The organism is Acidithiobacillus marinus, from assembly GCF_002847505.1.
GTDB lineage: Bacteria > Pseudomonadota > Gammaproteobacteria > Acidithiobacillales > Acidithiobacillaceae > Acidithiobacillus > Acidithiobacillus marinus.
This window is the reverse complement of the sequence record NZ_MXAV01000002.1, coordinates 1-18,438: the sequence shown is the minus strand read 5'-3', so window position 1 is coordinate 18,438 and position 18,438 is coordinate 1. Positions and strand designations below refer to the sequence as shown.

Annotated in this window: 18 protein-coding genes and 1 pseudogene; 14 read left to right on the top strand and 5 right to left on the bottom strand. The window is 50.7% G+C overall.

Annotation, left to right across the window (positions count from 1 at the left end):
* The first annotated feature begins 49 nt into the window (after positions 1-49).
* The 3 genes from tatA to tatC all read left to right on the top strand — a co-directional run bounded on the left by tatA (position 50) and on the right by tatC (position 1,650).
* Complete coding sequence (gene tatA, locus B1757_RS00285; protein WP_101536421.1) at positions 50-271, top strand: Sec-independent protein translocase subunit TatA; 222 nt, start codon at positions 50-52, stop codon at positions 269-271.
* 6 nt (positions 272-277) lie between these two features.
* Positions 278-679 (top strand): Sec-independent protein translocase protein TatB, encoded by a 402-nt coding sequence (gene tatB / locus B1757_RS00280; protein WP_101536420.1) that lies wholly within the window; start codon positions 278-280, stop codon positions 677-679.
* Positions 680-807: 128 nt separating this feature from the next.
* Positions 808-1,650, top strand: a complete 843-nt coding sequence (gene tatC, locus B1757_RS00275) for a twin-arginine translocase subunit TatC (protein WP_101536419.1) — start codon at positions 808-810, stop codon at positions 1,648-1,650.
* Positions 1,651-1,732: 82 nt separating this feature from the next.
* Here the strand turns inward: tatC and B1757_RS00270 are convergent, their stop codons facing one another.
* The gene (locus B1757_RS00270; RefSeq protein ID WP_253253633.1) at positions 1,733-2,749 is read right to left on the bottom strand and encodes a potassium channel beta subunit family protein; all 1,017 of its coding nucleotides are present in this window, start codon (positions 2,747-2,749) and stop codon (positions 1,733-1,735) included.
* Between the two features lie 223 nt (positions 2,750-2,972).
* Between B1757_RS00270 and B1757_RS00265 the strand changes: the two genes are divergently transcribed.
* Positions 2,973-3,707, top strand: coding sequence for an SDR family oxidoreductase (locus B1757_RS00265; protein WP_101536418.1), 735 nt, complete (start codon positions 2,973-2,975; stop codon positions 3,705-3,707).
* Between the two features lie 91 nt (positions 3,708-3,798).
* The gene (gene nfsA / locus B1757_RS00260) at positions 3,799-4,434 is read left to right on the top strand and encodes an oxygen-insensitive NADPH nitroreductase (protein ID WP_101536417.1); all 636 of its coding nucleotides are present in this window, start codon (positions 3,799-3,801) and stop codon (positions 4,432-4,434) included.
* A 168-nt stretch (positions 4,435-4,602) separates the two neighbouring features.
* Here nfsA and B1757_RS15955 read toward each other — a convergent pair whose 3' ends face one another.
* The 3 genes and pseudogenes from B1757_RS15955 to B1757_RS15950 form a co-directional block, all read right to left on the bottom strand.
* Positions 4,603-4,995, bottom strand: a complete 393-nt coding sequence (locus B1757_RS15955; RefSeq protein ID WP_368233151.1) for a hypothetical protein — start codon at positions 4,993-4,995, stop codon at positions 4,603-4,605.
* A gap of 43 nt (positions 4,996-5,038) precedes the next feature.
* The gene (locus B1757_RS14955; RefSeq protein WP_143484185.1) at positions 5,039-5,701 is read right to left on the bottom strand and encodes an ISAs1 family transposase; all 663 of its coding nucleotides are present in this window, start codon (positions 5,699-5,701) and stop codon (positions 5,039-5,041) included.
* 220 nt (positions 5,702-5,921) lie between these two features.
* Positions 5,922-6,260 (bottom strand): annotated as a pseudogene (locus tag B1757_RS15950) (Druantia anti-phage system protein DruA); the annotation flags it as partial.
* 194 nt (positions 6,261-6,454) lie between these two features.
* Here B1757_RS15950 and B1757_RS15280 point away from each other — a divergent pair.
* The 9 genes from B1757_RS15280 to pelF all read left to right on the top strand — a co-directional run bounded on the left by B1757_RS15280 (position 6,455) and on the right by pelF (position 17,214).
* The gene (locus B1757_RS15280; RefSeq protein WP_172437547.1) at positions 6,455-6,592 is read left to right on the top strand and encodes a hypothetical protein; all 138 of its coding nucleotides are present in this window, start codon (positions 6,455-6,457) and stop codon (positions 6,590-6,592) included.
* A gap of 195 nt (positions 6,593-6,787) precedes the next feature.
* Positions 6,788-9,550 (top strand): bifunctional glycoside hydrolase/polysaccharide deacetylase family protein, encoded by a 2,763-nt coding sequence (locus tag B1757_RS00240; RefSeq protein ID WP_101536413.1) that lies wholly within the window; start codon positions 6,788-6,790, stop codon positions 9,548-9,550.
* Between the two features lie 190 nt (positions 9,551-9,740).
* Complete coding sequence (locus B1757_RS00235) at positions 9,741-10,376, top strand: hypothetical protein (RefSeq protein ID WP_143484184.1); 636 nt, start codon at positions 9,741-9,743, stop codon at positions 10,374-10,376.
* On the top strand, positions 10,373-12,037 hold the full coding sequence (locus tag B1757_RS00230; protein ID WP_101536411.1) for a tetratricopeptide repeat protein: 1,665 nt from the start codon (positions 10,373-10,375) through the stop codon (positions 12,035-12,037). Before B1757_RS00235 ends, B1757_RS00230 begins: the two co-directional genes overlap by 4 nt.
* Positions 12,030-13,715 (top strand): hypothetical protein, encoded by a 1,686-nt coding sequence (locus B1757_RS00225; protein ID WP_101536410.1) that lies wholly within the window; start codon positions 12,030-12,032, stop codon positions 13,713-13,715. Before B1757_RS00230 ends, B1757_RS00225 begins: the two co-directional genes overlap by 8 nt.
* Before the next feature lie 23 nt (positions 13,716-13,738).
* The gene (locus B1757_RS00220) at positions 13,739-14,269 is read left to right on the top strand and encodes a hypothetical protein (RefSeq protein WP_101536409.1); all 531 of its coding nucleotides are present in this window, start codon (positions 13,739-13,741) and stop codon (positions 14,267-14,269) included.
* A gap of 13 nt (positions 14,270-14,282) precedes the next feature.
* The gene (locus tag B1757_RS00215; protein ID WP_101536408.1) at positions 14,283-15,578 is read left to right on the top strand and encodes a PelD GGDEF domain-containing protein; all 1,296 of its coding nucleotides are present in this window, start codon (positions 14,283-14,285) and stop codon (positions 15,576-15,578) included.
* Positions 15,575-16,498, top strand: a complete 924-nt coding sequence (locus tag B1757_RS00210) for a HEAT repeat domain-containing protein (RefSeq protein ID WP_101536407.1) — start codon at positions 15,575-15,577, stop codon at positions 16,496-16,498. Before B1757_RS00215 ends, B1757_RS00210 begins: the two co-directional genes overlap by 4 nt.
* Positions 16,492-17,214: a GT4 family glycosyltransferase PelF gene (gene pelF, locus B1757_RS00205; RefSeq protein ID WP_101536406.1), complete on the top strand. Its 723-nt coding sequence runs from the start codon at positions 16,492-16,494 to the stop codon at positions 17,212-17,214. Before B1757_RS00210 ends, pelF begins: the two co-directional genes overlap by 7 nt.
* Here pelF and B1757_RS00200 read toward each other — a convergent pair.
* Positions 17,172-18,386: an ISL3 family transposase gene (locus B1757_RS00200; RefSeq protein ID WP_101536405.1), complete on the bottom strand. Its 1,215-nt coding sequence runs from the start codon at positions 18,384-18,386 to the stop codon at positions 17,172-17,174. The two genes, pelF and B1757_RS00200, sit on opposite strands and share 43 nt — an antisense overlap.
* Positions 18,387-18,438 lie beyond the last annotated feature (52 nt).

Genomic DNA, 18,438 nt, shown 5'->3' with positions numbered 1-18,438 from the left:
CAAAGAGTTAGCTTGTAGCGCATAGCCCCTCGGGGCAAGGAGAGCAGTGATGGGCGCTTTTAGTATCTGGCATTTAGTGATCATTTTATTGATTGTGGTAGCGCTTTTTGGAACCGCCAAATTACGTAATGTCGGTTCGGATCTGGGTTCCGCCATCAAAAGCTTCCGCTCCGCCGTTAAGGAAGAGGAAGAAAAAAAGGACGCGAGCATCGGTCATACCATAGATGCCAGTGTCCAGCCCAGTAAAGAGCACGAAACCGTCAATCGTTGATCCGCCATGTTTGATTTCAGTTTTGGCGAACTGGCGCTTCTCGGGATTATTGTCCTGCTCGTGGTCGGACCCGAGAAAATGCCTGAGATGGCACGTACGGCGGGGAAATGGTACGGGGTAATGCGTCGTACCATGACCGGTCTGCGCTCCGAAGTAGAGCAGCAGCTTTTGCTGGACGAGTTGCGCAAAGAGGCCGACAATCTCAGGGATTACGCCAATGAGGAATTGCTGCCTGGTGACATTACTGCATCGTCCACCTTACGGGCGAGCAGCGAAAACGCACCAGTCAGCGCCACTGTGTCCCCACCGGAGAGCCATGTTGGTCGGCAGGCAGAACTGGATATTGATACCTTCCCGCCAAGCATTCATGCTGAAGACCGTCCCGGCCCGGAAGATCGGCTTCATTAATGCATTTACAAGCCCGCTAATGGATTGATGAGCTTCAATGCCCTCGGTTTTCCGTTGATTTCTGGAATCATCTCATCTTGTCGTTTTTACTTTATCTCTGATATTCCGCCTGAGGAAATTGTATAAACATGGAGAAGGAGAAGCTGGCGGAAAACACCTTTATCGGTCACTTGCTGGAACTGCGCCGAAGGGTACTGATTGCTATTATTGCTATTTTTGTCGGCTTCCTGGTCTCCTATCCATTCTCCAAAAGTATTTATAATATTCTCGCCGCTCCCCTGATTGCCGTTCTGCCCAAGGGCAGCCATCTGATTTACACCAGCCTTCCGGAAGTATTTCTGACCTATGTACAATTATCCCTGATTTCAGGCTTTGTGATCGCGTTGCCGGTGGTGCTTTATCAATTCTGGGCATTCCTGGCTCCAGGCTTGTATGAACACGAGCGCAGGGCTTTTTTCCCGCTTATATTTGCTTCCATTTTTTTGTTTGTGGGCGGTATGCTCTTCGCATACTTTATCGTTTTTCCCAACGCTTTTCGCTTTTTTACCAGCTTCTCCGGGTCGGATATTACCGCCATGCCAAAAGTGGACAGTTATCTGGCCCTGATCGTGAAGTTTTCTCTGGCATTTGGTCTGGCTTTTCAGATTCCCATTTTGATTGTTGTACTGGTGCGCGTGGGTATTCTTCAGGTCGCCACATTAAAGCGAAGCCGACGCTACGCTTTTTTAATCTGCGCCATTGCCTCAGCCATTCTGAGTCCTCCCGATGTCATGTCCATGGTGCTGCTTCTCATCCCCATGTACATGCTCTTTGAGCTGGGCCTGTTCTTCGCGGCCAGAATACCGACACCTAAACCGGTGGTGGAAGAAAGCAACGATGAAGACGAGCAGATCCCTGAACGTAGTGCCGCCGATGAAATGGATGCCGCAGAAGCAAGCTTCAGGAATGAGAACGGGGATGACCAGAAATAAGTCATCCCGCTATGGAAAATAACGATGGACTACCTAAAGAAGCGCTTTGTAGAGAGTAATCTTCTGCCCTGATCCTGTTTTTTCAGTCCGCATATTTTTCCGTGATGGATTCAATTCGCTGCACATTTTCGGGCGTTAATGCTTTGAGAACATGGAGGGCGGCAAGATTCTCCTGCAATTGCTCCTGGCGGGAGGCCCCCAGAATGACAGAACTTACATGGGGGTTATGAGCCACCCAGGCCAAGGCTAACTGCGAAACGCTGCAATTGATAGATTGGGCGAAATCCCGCAGCTCTGCGACAGCAGCATTTTTATCCGGGTCCAGCAAACCTTCTTTCAAAAAAGAGAGTGCCTGCAAGGAGGCACGACTGCCTTCCGGAACACCGTTTAAATATTTTCCAGTGAGCAATCCGGAAGCCAGGGGACTCCAGGTAGTCAACCCCAAACCCATATGCTCATAGAGTCGCGCATATTCTTTTTCTACCCGCTGCCGATGGAATAAATGGTATTCTGGTTGTTCCATCACCGGTTTGTGCAAATGGTGACGTTCGGCAATCTCCCAGGCAGCCATGATTTCAGCGGCACTCCACTCGCTGGTTCCCCAGTACAGTGCTTTGCCTTGCTCGATAATATGGTGCATGGCCCACACGGTTTCTTCGATAGGCGTATGCTGATCTGCCCGATGGCAGTAAATCAGATCCAGATATTCCAGACCCAAACGCTGGAGGCTACCATCAACCGCCTGCAGCAAGTATTTTCGATTGAGCGTATTGCGGCTATTGATCGACGACTGCGGCATTTCGCCGCCTTTCAATCCCCAATAAAATTTACTGGAAATCACATAATCCAGCCGATTCCAGGAAAGCTCTTTCAGTGCTTTTCCCATCAAGACTTCACTTTCACCATTGGCATACACTTCGGCATTGTCGAAAAAATTGACCCCGGCATCCCATGCCATGGCCATCATCTCGCGCACGCCGACATGATCGACTTGATTATGGAAGGTAACCCAGGAACCCAGCGAAAATAGACTCACTTGCAAACCACTGCGTCCGAGCCTGCGGTATATCATGGATGTCTGGTCTTTGTTTACGGACATGATTTTCTCCTTGTGAAATGATGGTGATTTCTCCATTAACTCCCGGAGAACACGGACTGAATATACCGCTGCATTCGACACGACTGCTGCATGACATTCACTTTTGCCTTGACGTAAAACGTCACATTGACTAGCTTAAATACCAACTAGCCGGTATTTTAGACCCACTGGGCAATTTATAGCAAAAATCGGCTTGCACTGTCCATTTAACGAGGTAATCACCATGAAAATGCAAGATTTAACCCATAAAGTTGCCGTCATCACTGGCGCTTCCAGTGGAATCGGTGAGGCTAGCGCCCGCCTGCTTGCTGCAGAGGGCATGCAAGTGGTGCTGGTGGCGCGGCGAAAAGAGCGCCTCGAAAAATTAGCACAGGAAATAGGTGCATCAGCACAAGTTGTTCCGGCCGATTTGCGAAATCCTGAAGAAGTTCACCATCTTTTTGAGCTTATAGGCAATAAATACCAGGGAATCGATCTACTTTTCAATAATGCCGGGCTGGGCTATCACGCCCCTTTTGCAGAGAGCAAGGTCGTGGAATGGGAGGAAATGATCGAAGCCAATTTATATGGCGTCCTGCGCTGTACTCATTTGGCTATTCCTCTACTCAGAGGTCGCCCTGGCGCCATGATTTCCACGGTTTCCAGTGTGGGGGGCCGCTATGGACTACCGGGATGGTCCGTTTATAATGCGACAAAATTTGCGGTCGTGGGATTTCACGATGCCCTGCGTAAGGAATTGGGACCTGAGGGCATTCGCGTGGCGCTCATTGAACCCGGCGCTGTATGGACAGAATGGGGGTTCAATGTTCCCGAAGAAAGCATGCGCGAAAGGCGACAGTCCCTGGAGGCCCTGCATCCAGAAGATGTAGCCCAGGCACTCGTGTACAGCTTTGCCCAGCCGCCGCATGTTCTGGTTGAGGAAATTCTGGTGCGCCCCGTGAAGCAAATCACGCCTTGAGGAACAAGCGCGCAGAGATCGTCAAATTCTCAATGAAATTTGCGCCAATGGCTTTACTCCTTTTCGAACCCTTCTATCCAGGAGCTGACGCATGACTGATGTTCTCCCACTTTTGCAGTCTCATCGTTCGATTCGAAAATTTCGTTCTGATCCTCTGCCCGATGGTCTTCTTGAGGATATTGTCCGATGCGGGCAGCAGGCCTCCAGCTCCAGTAACCTGCAAGCCTATCGCATCATTCAAATTACCGATCCGGATTTACGCAAACAGTTGTCGACACTGGCAGGGCAGCAGACATATGTGCTGGAGGCCCCCGTTTTTCTGGTGTTCTGTGCGGACTTGCGGCGTGCTCAAGGGGTTTGCGATCAGATAGGGCCGCCCTTCGTGGCCGGTATGACTGAGCATTTTCTGATTGCCACCGTTGATACGGCTTTGTGTGCGCAAAACTGTACCGTAGCAGCAGAATCTCAAGGCTTGGGTGCCTGTTATATCGGGGCCGTACGCAACCATCCTGCCGAAATCAGCACATTGTTAGGATTACCCCAACAGGTTTATCCGCTCTTTGGCCTGTGTCTCGGGTATCCCGCCCAGGAAGTGGAGGTCAAACCCCGCTTACCATTGGCAGCAGTCCTTCAGGAAAACCGCTTTGACGAAAGCCAGGATGCAGCACTCATCGAAGACTACGATCGCAACATGGCTACAGGGCTCCGTCAAGCTCGCCAGATATAGTAGCAGAGGTTTTCGCCACTGATTTTAATGGTGGTTTGAAGGGGCTATAGTTGGTGGAAATGCGGCATTTTCAGGCGATTTTGGGTGCAGAATCGTGAATGGGGTGGCTGACGGACGCAGCTCGCCCTCCGGAGCTATTCTCGGATAGGTAAACCCCGTGGTGGCGCCTCAGTATCCGAGTTGGCGGAGCGTTTTGTGCGCGCTGGCGGCGAAATCCCGGCACGCTTTGGCGATATTCTTGACGCCAGTGAGACGCATAATGCTCATGGCCAGTTCGCGCAAGGTCGCCATCATATGGGGACCGTTCTGGGTACGGACTTGGGAGAGGTCCTCGTGGAAAGTCACATCGCGGACATGATGGTTCCGGTTTTCAATTTCCCAGTGACCACGGGCCAAGCCCAACAGATTTTCGGGCGTGGCACGATCCGGGGTCAGGCTGGTGAGTCCGAAGGCATAATCATCCCGAATCGTGCCCTCTTTGCTGTTGATGGTGGAGCGTTGGATCAGGAAAGCTTGTCCGACATGCGGAAAATGGAGGCCGGTTGCCCGGGTGGCGACGATGATTTTGCGGTATTCAAAGCGGCCATGCCCGACCTCTGTGGTTTCAGCGTTGAGGGGGAAAATCGCCCCAAGGGAGGCACGTCAGACGGTCGCGGAGTTTTCGTTGATTGCCTTTGACGGCGGTGAAGAGATAATCGGCTTTCTTGTCTTCGACGAGGAAGCGGGCGGTCTCCCGCTGGGTATGCAGGGCATCGGCGGTGACGACCTTGCCCGCGATGTTGACGTCCTGGAGCAGGTTGCGCAGTTCTGGAATTTCGTTGGTTTTCCGGGCGATTTCTTTTTGCGCGATGGTGGCCCCCTGTCCATGCAGGAACGCGCTGAGCAGATGCACCTGAGCGCCGTCTGCGCGTGCGGCCCCTTTGAGGACTTTGCCATCGACGGCCACCGCTTCAAAGCCCGCCGTACCCAGTAGCCAGGCGCCGATCGCCGCATCCAGCGCCTCCACATCGGCCCCTTGCAAGACGCGCCGGATGGTCGGTTCGGAGGGGGCGAGGTAGCGCTTGGTTTTGGGATCGAATCGGGCGCGGATGCGCTTCAATTGAGCCTGGGTCAAGCGACCGCCCCACTCGGCGATGGCGGCATAACTTTCGGCCCGCGTCAGGACAGCGGCCACGGCCACCGTCAGGATGGCCGGGAGGGGATGCTGCTTGCCTAGTTTGCTGCGGGTATCGGGAAGGCGGAAAAAGATTTGGCGCAAGCCTTCCATTTGCGCGGTCGCTCAACGTCACGGTTTGCATGGGGGTATGGGTCCATTCGAGTTGGGGCTGCGGCTGGGCCAACCAGGCCCGCGCCTGTGGATGGAGAGGAAAGAGCAGAAGACGTTTAGGTTGGCCGTGGTGGACATAGCCACCACCGGGACGGCGGGCGAAGCCCTTGGTTCCGCCGACATCCACCCAGTTGGCGGCCCGGTAGCAGGCACCGGTAAAACGGGGGGATTCCACAAAGGTCTCAGCCAGCACGATGGGATGCCCATAGACGGATTGCCAGTCCGCAGAGAGCCTGTGCAGGTTCAGCGCCAGAATACGGGACGCCAGATTCGGGAAGGATTCTCCGGGCAGGATCAGAAAACGGGCATTGTTGGCGATGAGATGCAAGCGCTGGCGGCGCAAGATCCAGGACCAGCCGATCCACCGATCCCGCGCCTGGCATTGAAAAGCGGCGGCATGCCAGCCCAGTAACGCTACCCAGCGACCATCGAGCGTAGCCACATAGCGCAGGTTACGGCCCGCCAAGGTGCGAAAGCCCCGGTAGTGATACGTTTGCATCAGCGTATTCCAGCGTTCCCGCTCCGTGGGCAGGATGGGTCGCACCTGAACACGGTGCAGGCTGGCTTGCTGGTTTTCGGTGAGAGTTGGGACTTCCATGCGGCAAAAGTTACCGCATTCATCCTGAGAAGTCCAGAAAAACCCTTTGTGCTACTCCATCAGCAGCTTAGATGGAAGGTTGACAGGGCCCTGACATGGCTACCTACTACCAAAATCGCTCCGCAGGACAGAAAACCAGCAGCTGGAGTCAGGAGGTTGCAGGCCTGACTGGACGTGAGGCCCGCCCGCACATGGCGGAATTTTTGCGTCAGCAAGGGTTTTTACTGCGTTGAGAGATTCAGTAAGGTCCCCCTGAGTATATTTTCAATATAACTCAGCGCCCTGATAAAAAATTGTTATAGACTTCGCTATTCATGCGAATACATACATTAGATTTTAGAAAGTGATAATGTCCTGAGTCGCTCCTGTTATGCATAGGTTTTTATGTTATTCTCATACGCAAAATGGAGTGATAACGAGCGAACCTCATGACAAAATTCATTACGCTGCTGCGGCCCAGATTAAGTATCTTGCTTTTGTGTTGGACGCTTCTGCCCTGGTCAGCCCTGGCCAGCACCCTGCCCAGCGTAGGCTTCTATTATGGTTCTGGTTCTGCCCCAGAAGCATTCCGAGACTTCAAGTGGGTTGTGGTAAACCCCGGCAATCAGCGACTGCCGAGCGACTTTGATCAGAACCAACAGGTTTTTGCTTATGTCAGCATCGGCGAAACCACCCCGGGAGATGCCCGCTACCAGAACCTTCCAGAGAGTTGCGTGTTGGGCAGCAATGCAGTTTGGGGAGGGAAAATCATCAATCTCTCTCATGCTGACTGTCGCAACTATTTGCTGAAGCAGGTGATTAATCCTATATGGCAACAAGGTTATCACGCCTTTTTCATGGACACTCTGGATTCATTCAAGCTCGTTGATAAAAATCCCATGGCTCAAAAAGCGCAAGAAAATGGATTAGTGCAACTCATCCAGGCCATTAAAAGCGCCCACCCCAATGTTCAGCTCATCGCCAATCGCGGTTTTTCAGTGCTTCCCGAGATTCATAAAGATATTGTCGGAGTAGTTGCAGAATCTTTGTTCAAACAGTGGGATCAAGAAACAAGAAGCTACTCGTCCGTTCCTGAGCCTGTCCAGAAAGAGCTGATTTCCGAACTCAGGAAAGTTCAGGCGTATGGATTGCCCGCTATTGTGATCGACTACATGCCACCCCAGCTGAATCGTCACTGCTGGTGGAAAGATGCACAAAAAATCCAATCTCTGGGTTTTGTTCCGTATGTTACTGATGCTGGGCTAAGTGCTGTGGGTGCTGGTTTACGGGAACCCATGCCTCGCCACGTGCTCATTTTGTATAACAGCTCTGATCCGAAACAATATAGCTCTGCCTTTGCCAATGGCGCGATGCCTCTTGAATACCTCGGTTATGTTCCGCAATTTCGTCGCCTATCCGAAGGATTACCCGATAGTCCTCGCCCCGGAGAATATGCCGGCGTCATACTTTGGAGTGATGGTGAGCCTGTCAAAGATGTTGCTGGCATATCTCACTGGCTGGATGAAGCCAAGGCAGCAGGCATTCCTATATTGTTGATCGGCGATTTTCAGGATGCTCTGGATGACAAAACTTATATGGACCTGGGCATGAGCAAGCCAGTGAGCCAGAACGTCAGTTCCCTGAGCATTACATCTCAAAACAAAAACATGAGCTATGAGATGCCCATTACGGCAAACCCCAGAGATTTTTTGCAAATCACCGCGCCTTCCGATAGCCATGTATGGCTCACGCTGAAAAGTCCTGGGGGCCAAACTGAAGATGCTGCAGCCATAACCCCTTGGGGAGGCTATGTACTCTCACCCTATCTCCTCACTACCCTGCCTAATAAAGATACCCGTTGGCTGATCAATCCCTTCCAGCTATACACCGAGGCATTTCGTTTGCCGGATATACCGGTTCCCGACACCACTACAGAAAGTGGACGCAGACTGTTTATGGCGCATACCGATGGCGATGGATTTGTCAGCCGTGCGCAGTTTCCTCCCTACCACATTGCCGGGGAGGTCTACATGCACCGGATCCTGGAGAAATATAAACTACCCTTTACCGGCTCTATCATAGTCGGTGATTTATTACCGGGTGACCGCGGCCTGTATCCGGCTCTGGTACCTTTGGGCACCAAAGTGGCGCGTGAGGTATTCCGGTTACCTTATGTGGAAATTGGTTCACACATGTGGTCGCATCCCTTTGACTGGCCCGCCATTGAGGCCGGCAAGGATTATCCCGGCATCAATCTGCCGGTACCGGGTTACAAATTCAGTCCTTATATGGAAGCGGTTGGCGCCGCCAAATGGATTGATAAACACCTGTCCCCACCGGACAAAAAGGTGGTGATTGATCAGTGGTCAGGTGATTGCGAACCCGATGCTCAGGTGGTTGGTCTTGCCTACAAGGCCGGGCTTATGAATATCAACGGCGGCGAAAGCACCATTAGCAAAAAAGATCCCAGTATTACGGCAGTGCCACCCATTGGTATTTTCCGGGGCAAATGGCTGCAGGTTTTTGCGCCAGATGCGAATGAAGATTACTTTACCAATCAATGGCACGGACCATACTGGGGCTTTGAAAATGTCATTCAGACCTTTGAAATGACCAACAAACCGCATCGACTTAAACCCATAGACATATATACGCATTGGTACAGCGCCACGAAACTGGCTTCCATTTCAGCTGTAGATAAAGTTTATAACTGGGTGCTGACGCAGTCCATCACCCCTATTTATGTGGCTGACTACGCACATATAGCCAACAATTTTTATACGATTCATCTCGCTCGCGAGGGAAGCGGTTTCTGGATTGGCGAGGCTGGTGCTCTGCGGGAGCTGCGGATGCCGAGCAGCCTCGGGATTCCTGACATCGCCCAAAGCCACGGCATAGCAGGATATAATCAGAGCCCCAACGGTAAGCTCTATGTGCATATGGATGGAGCTCCATCTATCTATTTATCGCTCAGCAAGAACCCCAGGTCGCTTCCCTATATTGTCAGCGCTAACGCACCCATCTCTGGATTCACATCTGAAAACAACGGCTTTATCGCCAAACTGGAGGGCTTTGTTCCCGTACAAATACAATTAGGTAATGCCCGCAATTGTCGTGCAAGCATGAACGGCCAGACAACAAAAGTTCCAGCCAGTGAACAACTTCAAAGTTCAGCCCAGCATGTCACTTTGCATGTCACCTGCACACCATAAATCTCAGCCGCCGGCGCAACCTGTACTGCGATCTGCTAGCATTTGGATTTTCGTATTCACCATACTGATAGTGATTGTAGCTATTGCCTGGGGTTATGGATGGCGTGGGCGCCTGAATTTTCAAAGCTCAACAGCAAACGGTATAGCCCGTATCCAGAGCGCTGAGCTTTTGCTGCACAGCGGCCAGTACATGGCGGCAAGAAAACAACTGCAACCGATTCTTGGTAACCCTCAAGATCCGGTATATCGGCAGGCGCAACACATGCAATGGAAAATAGACTGGACGCATGCCATGGCGCTGCCACCCGCTTCTCTCGCTAGAAAAAGAGCGCAGGCAGCACTCATCCTTTATTTGGAGCAATTACTCAAGGAAGGCGGCTGGTCTGCCAAAGAATATACACAATTTGCTAACGATGCCCTGCGAATTGGAGCCTATGATCAAAGTGCAGAAGCCTGGTTGGCGGTAGCCCGGAAAAACCCTGCTGTAGCCGTTCATGCCATGCACGCGGCAGCTGCAGCGTGGACAGCTAATGGCAAAAGCGTCAAAGCTGGACAACTCCTGCTGCAAATGGCGCTGCACTGTGATCAAGCGCCACTGCAGAAAGACTATTTCATCCGTGGTCTTACTCTGATTCAAGGAGGAGGGGGCGCCAAGCTCGCACTGTTCCAAGGAGAAAAAACCTTATCCCGGCTCCCCGGCATCGCCAAGGAACGTGAGATTGTTCTGATCATGGCTCGTCTGGCCATATCCACCGGACAACCCAAGCAGGCCGCCCGATGGTTAAAAGCAGAACTTGAAAAACCAGTACAGGCTCATCAGCCATGAAACACTTCCCCTTACTGCTCGGGATTTTTCTCATCGCCACAGGATCCGCCGCTTTCGCCCATGATGCGGCCACAGTAACACCGTGGTGGAAAGCTCCCGGCAGCCTGGCCGCTGATGACGCAAAATGGCGAACAGAATATGCTCAGCAAAAGGCAAATGTTGATGCTTTTGCGGCCAGCCTTGCGCAAAGCATCAAATCGGGAAAGGGTATGGGATATCTGGATCAGGGTGGCATTTCACCATCCTGGTATAAACCTCCCATGGTCGTTCAGCCTTTTCCTGGCAGCTATTCTCCTGAACTTTACGATTTAGCCTATAGCGCGTTCCTGCAATCTGGGCAGTTGGACGAAGCTTATCGTCTGGCCTACACCGCTGTGCTGCAAAAGCCAGAAAGTATTTCCTGGCGCCAAAAGCTCATTCAGGTGGGTACCTGGCTTGGGCAACGCGAAACCGTTTTACAGCAGTGGCGTTGGTTAGCACGCCACAAGGAACCGGGGGCCCTCGCGGCCGCAGTCAAATTAGCCGCTGCACTATCCCGGCCGGATATTGTTATCCAGCTACTTTCGCCTCTGGCAAGAGCCGGTCGGCTGAGTAATGCCGACTGGAAAACCCTGATTTATGCTTATGGACAACTGAGCGAGCCAGACAAGGCTATTTCTGACATCAATCTGTCGCTGCAACACACCGGACCGAATCGCTTTTTATTAGAGCAAAAAGCTTATCTCAGTTATCAGCGGGGTGAAATCGCGCAAAGCCTGGCAGCACTGCAAAGTGTTCAAAAACACTTTAAGGCCACCCCGGATATTGCCATTCAGGAAGCTCGCCTGCTATCCATGCAAGGTAAATACGCAGAAGCTTTTGCCGCTATGAACCGGACACGGAATCAAGCAACCTTAAATGATGTGCCATTCTGGCATTTACTTGCCGTACTGGCCTGGGAACTCCATGATCATCAAGCGGCTCTGGATGCCGAAAAAAAACTCTATCTGCTTGATGCTGCCAGCCAATATGACCTGCAACGTTTGATCATGCTGGTTGGCGCAGAGAATCCGGAAGCCGCTCTTGCCGTTGCCCAACGGGGCTGGAAAAAATTTCAGCTCCCCTATTTTTATTTTGAGAGCCTGACATACGCAGGACAGGCCCAACACTGGAAGACTTTGGGACAATTATTGCGATCTGTTCCGAAGCATGATCCTCAGGGACTCCTCTCCTATGCCACCTATTGGTTAGCCATGGGTCAATGGGCCAATGCCCTGAAAAACTATGACCTAGCCGAGAGCGCATATGCAGAAGCTTTGCATATGAATCCAGAAGATAATATTGCCAAAAACAATCTCCTCTGGATGTTGGTTGATTCCGGTAATGTGCCTGCTTTGCAAGCTTTGCTGGTAGGTGACGTCCTGCATCCATCAACTGAGCTTCATGACGTTGTTATGAATGCACTGGAACGTTTGGGACACTACAGAAGCGCATTATTTCTTGCTCAACGAACTTCGCAACCGTCAAAACTGAATAACCGTCAACTACTCAATAAAGCTTCTCTTTGGGAATCTACCGGCCAATCCGGTATTGCCTGGTCAATGCGCCAAGAAGCTATGGCAGGTAGCCTGGCCCAACTTCATCACGTCCTTCCGCAAAAGAAGGAGACCACTCATGAATAATGCTCCCATGTCTCTTTATTCCAAAATTGGCATTTTCAGCAAGTGGCTGTTGGCCACCTGCGCTTTGGCATCCAGCGTGGAAGCGCTGGCGGATACCCAAAACAGCGTGCCGAAGCCCGACTCCAGCACCTTATCAAAGCGGCACAGCCATCCTGAGCAAAATAACATCAAACCTGATTTGCGGGTTATTTTGCGCGATCAAGAGATCAATCAAAAACACCGTGCTGAAAGAGAGGCACTGGAACACGAGGCTATTCCTGTAGGAATGGAAGGTGCATCTCTGGCAGCACCTAGTCTGCCCGCCTCAGCCAAACTACCCAATGCCATATCATCAGTTTCTCCGCTCGGGGCTCAAAGCCAGGAAGATGCATTGCAGACACTCGCTGAGTCTCTGTCCGCATCACCCCAGGAGGGCAATCAAACGCAAGCCATTCTTATGGCTGCTGCAGAGCGTGGGAACTATTTACCCGCCATATCCTGGAGCCTTTCCCGAAAATATTGGGGATTGGCAGAGCTTCTTATCAAAAACAATCCGTCGAGAACACCACCTTGGGCCCTTTTGAGTCTGGCCTTACACAAACGGGACATGGATACCATTCAGACACTCGTGGCCCATCCTGCCGACGTGCCGCCCAAGGAGATATTTCAGGCCGAAGAAGACCTGGGACGCCCTCTTCAGGCGCAAGCCTTAGCCGTCAAGGCATTGCAGGTAAACCCGTTTGATCGCGAACTCCGCCTCATGTATGTCGAGAGTCTGTCCCGTACGTCCAGTTTTGTGCATGTGCAGGGAAGTTGGCAGAGTTTCAACGGGCTGCAGTTGTATGGGCCAGAGCTGAGCGCACATATCCACATCTCTCCTTTTTGGGGCATTTTGCTTAAAAGTAAAAATTTGTGGCAATACGCCAGCCCAAATGCACAACTGGTTCGGCCACCTCGAATGCAACATCGTACGAGTATGGGATTTTTTTGGCGCACCCTGCATTGGCAGGGGGATATCACTGCCGGAGAATACCGAGGTCTACGAAATAACTGGACCAGCAAGCTTGTGCTGAACTGGCAGTTGACGAACGGAACCAATCTTTCAACACTTCTCAGTTATCATTCCCAGACTTTTCAGAGCCCGGCTTTAGCTGTTGCAGGCATGGCCAATCGAGCACAAGTGCAGTTAACGCAAACAGTTGATGCCTGGACAGCTAATGCAGCATTAGGCTGGACACAATATCTGGGGCAAGACGGCATCCAGCAGGGCACGGATAAATATGGAGAGCTGGGTGCTTTCTGGCGGACCCATCTCGGTCCTTGGGAATTTCATATCGGTCCCTTTGCAGACTACCACGCGCTCCAACGCCGTGCCGAACCAGAGGGCGTAGTCGCAGAGGTACTCTCTGCGAATGATCGCAACATGCAAAGTGTGCTACCAGGAAGTTACGGCGATTATGGCCTGCGGCTCCAGTGGGGCGCCCTGGATCAGGAACTGCGCCCTGACTGGACTCCCGACCTACAGCTCAGCGTATATGATAATTCCCGATTTGGATTTCAATATCAATTCAATGCAGGAATCAGCACAGCAATACTGGGGCCCGATCGTCTCAGTCTGGACTATTCTCAGGGACAAGGCGGGAATGGTCTGGCATTAAATCAACAAATCTTCTCATTGAATTATCGATTTTATTTTTAATACGACTCGTAAAGGGAGAAATCATGAAAACCAGAGGATTGTGGATTCCCGTCCTGATATTGATGCTCAGCGGCTGCGCTGGAATGACCGTACAATCTGCTAAGCCTGTTGCCTTGAGCAAGAATGCAACCTGGACCATACTGCCCTTTGCCAACAATACCGAAACCCCACTGGCCAATGAACGCGCTGCAGCGCTGGCGGCCGGCATTCTACAAAGTGATAATCAAAAGGTGATAGGGACTCTGCCTATACGGAGCCGTATCCAGTCATTATTAGGGGGTGACTGGAAAAAAGAATATACCGCAGCGCTGAGTCGTGCCCATAATGACGGCATCCACTATGCCTTGGGCGGTAGTGTGGACGAATGGAATTATCGTGCAGGAATAAATGCGGAGCCTGTAGTGACGATGACACTTTGGATCGTCAATGTGCCAGAACAAAAAGTCATCTGGACCGGGGTTGGGAGCGCCCATGGTGGTAGTCTGGGTCGTGGCGGAACTGGAGGACTCGCCCAAGGCTTGATTCAGCGCCTGCTCCAGCGCGCTCTACACTAAAGAATTCAGCAGCATGCGTATAACCTTAATTACCGCACTCCCTCGCTGGGGAGCAGGATGGATAGAGGCTTTCCTGTTTCCGGTCCTTGGGTTACTGCTGGCCTGGGAGCTCAGCCCCACAGATCCCCTATTGCTCAAACAACCATTCCCTTGGCTTTTGATTATTCCATTGCTGATTGCACTTCGCTATGAGTTACTACCAGCATTGCTGTCCGTCATAATTCTTGCAAGCACCTTCTTATGGCACCCCTATCCAGAAATTCGCGGTCTTGAGGTATTCGCCGGAACAGTACTGGTAATTTTGATTGCCTCAGAATATGCGGGTTACTGGACACGGAAAGAAGCAGGCAGATCATTACAGGAAGAAATTACCACCACGCGCTTCCGGCAGTTATCAGATGATCTGTATGTTACTAGAATCTCACAGGATCGCTTAGAGCAAAGTTTGCTTTACCACCCTATGTCCATACGCAGTGCCATGCTCGAGCTGAAAAAACAACTTGCTGAAAAAAAGGGAGTCTTAGATAAGGATCTTGGCGAAAGCATTCTTTATTTTTTGAACCAACTCGTTGGTGTGCAAGTTGCTAGTATTTTCGAAACTAAAAAAGGGGCGGCGAATCCTTCACTCATTGCCAATTTTGGGGATGTACATCCTTGGGAAATCCATGATCCAGTCCTGCGAGAAGCGATGGAAAGCGCACACAGTCAAACTCTGGCAAACCTGGAAATAACCGCGATCGATACTTATATCAGTGCGCATGTTCATACTAGCTCTCCCGGAATGCATTTCATCTTAACAGTCGAAGACATGTCATTTTTTGCCATTAATAAAGAAAGCTTACAAACCATTGAAGTCATTTTCCAATATTTATGTAATTATGCTGATTCTCAGATTAAAGCTGCCACGTTGCTAGACATCTGGCCTGATTGTCCTGCCGAGTTTGCCATAGACTTAATGCAATTACAGAAACTCGCACAACGCATCCCCCAGGTAGGCATGTTCGTTCTTTATGAATTTCATAAGGGCCCAGCCTCAGATCAGGTTCTGGAGTATTTGGGGAGATTACGGCGAGGATTGGATATTCTTTGGATCCATGACAACCATGAAAAAGTTAACTTAATCGCTTTATTACCTTTTGCAGGAAACATGGCTGCCGAAGGACACTTTCAACGCATGCGTGCCGAAAGCAATATTCATTATCGTAAGCAATGGGATCAATGTTATACAAGCCACAAAGTTGTGGCTGTCAACAATAGATCTTGTGAAAGCCAGATCAGACAGATACTTGAAGAAGGCATAGCATCATGAGTATATTACTCAGCAAAATTGATCTGTTTATATACGCTGGATATTGGCTCCTCCTTGTTCTCTTCAGCTTTCTCGTTATCCCAAAATCCGAAGCAGCTCAGCAAAAACTATTTTCTTTCTCTTTAATCGTGATTATAGCAACAACCATTCCACTCTTCGGCCCAGTGATAGTATTTGTCTATGCATTTTTTCTGCGCAGCATTCTAAGACAAGCGCATGCGCCGATTGTTGAAAAAATACAACTGCCCGCTGTAATGCGTGATGCACGACTAACACTATCAACTATAGCCCCCGGAAGTGTATCTGCAAGGCTCCGTCATTCCCGTGACCCCCGCCAACGACTAGAAGCCATCTCGCAAATAGCTGATTCCCAATTTTATAGCCAATCTCAATTACTGCGAGGTGCATTATCCGATGATGCAGAAGAGGTTCGACTATTAGCTTACGCCGCGTTGGATAGACGGGAACAAGAAAATACCGAACTATTGATCAACCTCAATAAACAAATAAAACTCACACGCAACTCTAAAACATTAATCCGCATGCAAGACTACAAACAATGGATATACTGGAATATAAGGCACTCTGCCGTTCAGGAAATAACTACTGCTGCATCCCCATCAAGCACAAAGAGGTCGGTGGACACCACAAGAATTTATCATCAATCACCATCGATGAAAATGCTCCAAGGACTTGATGCGCTACAGCTTGGAGAAGTAGATGAAGCGATCACTCATCTCCAAGATGCCGAAAAATCAAACATCGCTGGCTCTACAATTGCACCATATCTAGCGGCCGCATATTTCAAGAAAAAAAATATGGACAAGCTTCGTGAGATATATCGCAAATATCCTGAAATATATTTATCATCCCGTTATGGGCCCTCCATATCCTATTGGTTAGGTCAGAAAACATGCTAGGCACCTCACCAGCAGAGTCGGTAGATATCCTTCTTGTGCTTGAAGGCACGTTTCCATATGTCCGTGGAGGAGTGTCTTCATGGGTAAATCGTCTGATAACAGGATTTTCGGAATATCAATTTGGAATAATTTTTCTTGGGAGCATGCGTGAGGAGTACACAAGCGAGCCTTACCCGTTGCCCGAAAATGTTAAATATTATGCTGAATACTTTCTTTACGATGTTAATAAGAAAACACCATCAAGAAAAACCCATAAAAGGGCCATGATTGACCTTATAGAAAAAACCAGAACTGCACATAACAATATAAAAAATTGTCCATTACATGGTCATAACAATTTAGAGATCAGGGCATTTGCAACCAATTTTGGTATTTCAGAATATGATTTTTATGCAAGCAAGGAAGTATGGGAATACATTTTATCCTGTTATTCAGAAATTAGCGATCAACCCTCTTTTGTGGACTACTTCTGGACTATTCGTGGAATGCACGCACCGCTTTGGTTTCTACAAAATGCGCTCAATAATGCACCATCAACACGTATTGTCCATTGTCCCTCAACTGGTTATGCAGGATATCTGGGAAGTTTGCTTAGCAATCATAGAGATTGTCCTCTAGTTATTTCAGAACACGGTATTTATACCAAGGAAAGACGGATTGGTTCCTCGTCATTTCAAGTGGGTAGCCTGAGATCCAGCTTGCCCAGGATCAGGTAGGCCATGTTGATAAAGTTCTTGTGCGTGCGGTAACCCCGAGCCTTGGCCTTGGCGGATTGAATGAGGCTGTTGAAACCTTCCAGAATTCCATTGGTGATCTGGCTCTCGAACCATCGGAGCACGCCATCCCAGTGATTCATGATGGTGTAGGCGACCTTGACGATAGGCGGCAGATCGCTGGTTCTGGCGTTTTCCAACCAGGCTTTCAAGAGGGTAGCCCCCTGATGGCGATTCTTGATCGTGAAGATGTCCTGAAAGGTCAGGCGGAACTGGTAGGCCTGCGCCGTCTTGAGGTTCTGGTCTTTGAGTAATGCCTGCAGCTTTTCTTTCTGCTTCACCTTGAGGTTGCAATCGTTCTTGAGCCAGAGCCAGCGGGTCTTTTTGAGATTTGGCTGAGTGAGGACTTCCCCCTTGCGCACGTCGTCCACGGCCTCGTTGACGAGCTTCATGAGGTGAAAACGATCGAAAGTGATCTCCGCATTGGGCAGGTGCTCGGCAGCCCCTTTCTGGAAGGCCGGCGAGAGGTCCATGCTCACATCGGTGATCGCTTCCGCGCTACCACCATGGGCCTGTAGATCTGCGGAGAATCTCTCAAAGGTCTTGGCATCCTTGCCGGGAGTAGCGAACAAGAGTCGCCGGGCATCCAGATCCACGAAGAGCGTGATGTAGTCGTGGCCGCGCCGACTGCTGGTTTCATCGACGCCGACGGCATGGACATGGGCCATATCCACTCTGGTACGGGCTTCTGGCACATAGTGGTCAATCACCCGCCACAGGAGCGTGTCGGTCTCGCCGACTAGGCGGGCTACGGTCAATACCGGCATCTCCCGCACCAGGGTCATGATCAGCGCTTCGAAGAGCAGGGTGAAATGCGAGCCTTCCCGTGCCCAGGGAACAGATATCTGATGCACTCCATGCTCCTGGCACTTCACACGAGGTACGCGGGCATGGAGATAGGCTTCATGCTGGAAGAAATCCATGTGCCGCCAAGTATGGTCACGGGTATCATGTACCGGACACTCCTCACCACAGACGGAGCAAGCAAAGCGACTACCCTTGGGAAAGTTGATGTGCAGATCCAGGCGTTTCTCCTCCACCGTGAAAGTCACATGATCCACCAACCACGGCGGAACCAATCCTAACGCGAGAGAAAACAGCTCTTCAGGGACCATCAGCTAACTCCAATTCAGGGCACGACCGCTCCACAGCATTCTACCCCCTACC

What these genes read in the sequence shown, in the direction of transcription:
- pelF (WP_101536406.1), top strand. Translation starts at nt 16,492, where the DNA reads ATGCTAGGCACCTCACCAGCAGAGTCGGTAGATATCCTTCTTGTGCTT.
- B1757_RS00230 (WP_101536411.1), top strand. Translation starts at nt 10,373, where the DNA reads ATGAAACACTTCCCCTTACTGCTCGGGATTTTTCTCATCGCCACAGGA.
- B1757_RS00270 (WP_253253633.1), bottom strand. Translation starts at nt 2,749, where the DNA reads ATGTCCGTAAACAAAGACCAGACATCCATGATATACCGCAGGCTCGGA.
- tatA (WP_101536421.1), top strand. Translation starts at nt 50, where the DNA reads ATGGGCGCTTTTAGTATCTGGCATTTAGTGATCATTTTATTGATTGTG.
- B1757_RS00225 (WP_101536410.1), top strand. Translation starts at nt 12,030, where the DNA reads ATGAATAATGCTCCCATGTCTCTTTATTCCAAAATTGGCATTTTCAGC.
- nfsA (WP_101536417.1), top strand. Translation starts at nt 3,799, where the DNA reads ATGACTGATGTTCTCCCACTTTTGCAGTCTCATCGTTCGATTCGAAAA.
- B1757_RS15280 (WP_172437547.1), top strand. Translation starts at nt 6,455, where the DNA reads ATGGCTACCTACTACCAAAATCGCTCCGCAGGACAGAAAACCAGCAGC.
- B1757_RS00220 (WP_101536409.1), top strand. Translation starts at nt 13,739, where the DNA reads ATGAAAACCAGAGGATTGTGGATTCCCGTCCTGATATTGATGCTCAGC.
- B1757_RS00240 (WP_101536413.1), top strand. Translation starts at nt 6,788, where the DNA reads ATGACAAAATTCATTACGCTGCTGCGGCCCAGATTAAGTATCTTGCTT.
- tatC (WP_101536419.1), top strand. Translation starts at nt 808, where the DNA reads ATGGAGAAGGAGAAGCTGGCGGAAAACACCTTTATCGGTCACTTGCTG.
- B1757_RS00265 (WP_101536418.1), top strand. Translation starts at nt 2,973, where the DNA reads ATGAAAATGCAAGATTTAACCCATAAAGTTGCCGTCATCACTGGCGCT.
- B1757_RS14955 (WP_143484185.1), bottom strand. Translation starts at nt 5,701, where the DNA reads ATGGAAGGCTTGCGCCAAATCTTTTTCCGCCTTCCCGATACCCGCAGC.
- B1757_RS00200 (WP_101536405.1), bottom strand. Translation starts at nt 18,386, where the DNA reads ATGGTCCCTGAAGAGCTGTTTTCTCTCGCGTTAGGATTGGTTCCGCCG.
- B1757_RS00215 (WP_101536408.1), top strand. Translation starts at nt 14,283, where the DNA reads ATGCGTATAACCTTAATTACCGCACTCCCTCGCTGGGGAGCAGGATGG.
- B1757_RS00235 (WP_143484184.1), top strand. Translation starts at nt 9,741, where the DNA reads ATGGCGGCAAGAAAACAACTGCAACCGATTCTTGGTAACCCTCAAGAT.
- tatB (WP_101536420.1), top strand. Translation starts at nt 278, where the DNA reads ATGTTTGATTTCAGTTTTGGCGAACTGGCGCTTCTCGGGATTATTGTC.
- B1757_RS00210 (WP_101536407.1), top strand. Translation starts at nt 15,575, where the DNA reads ATGAGTATATTACTCAGCAAAATTGATCTGTTTATATACGCTGGATAT.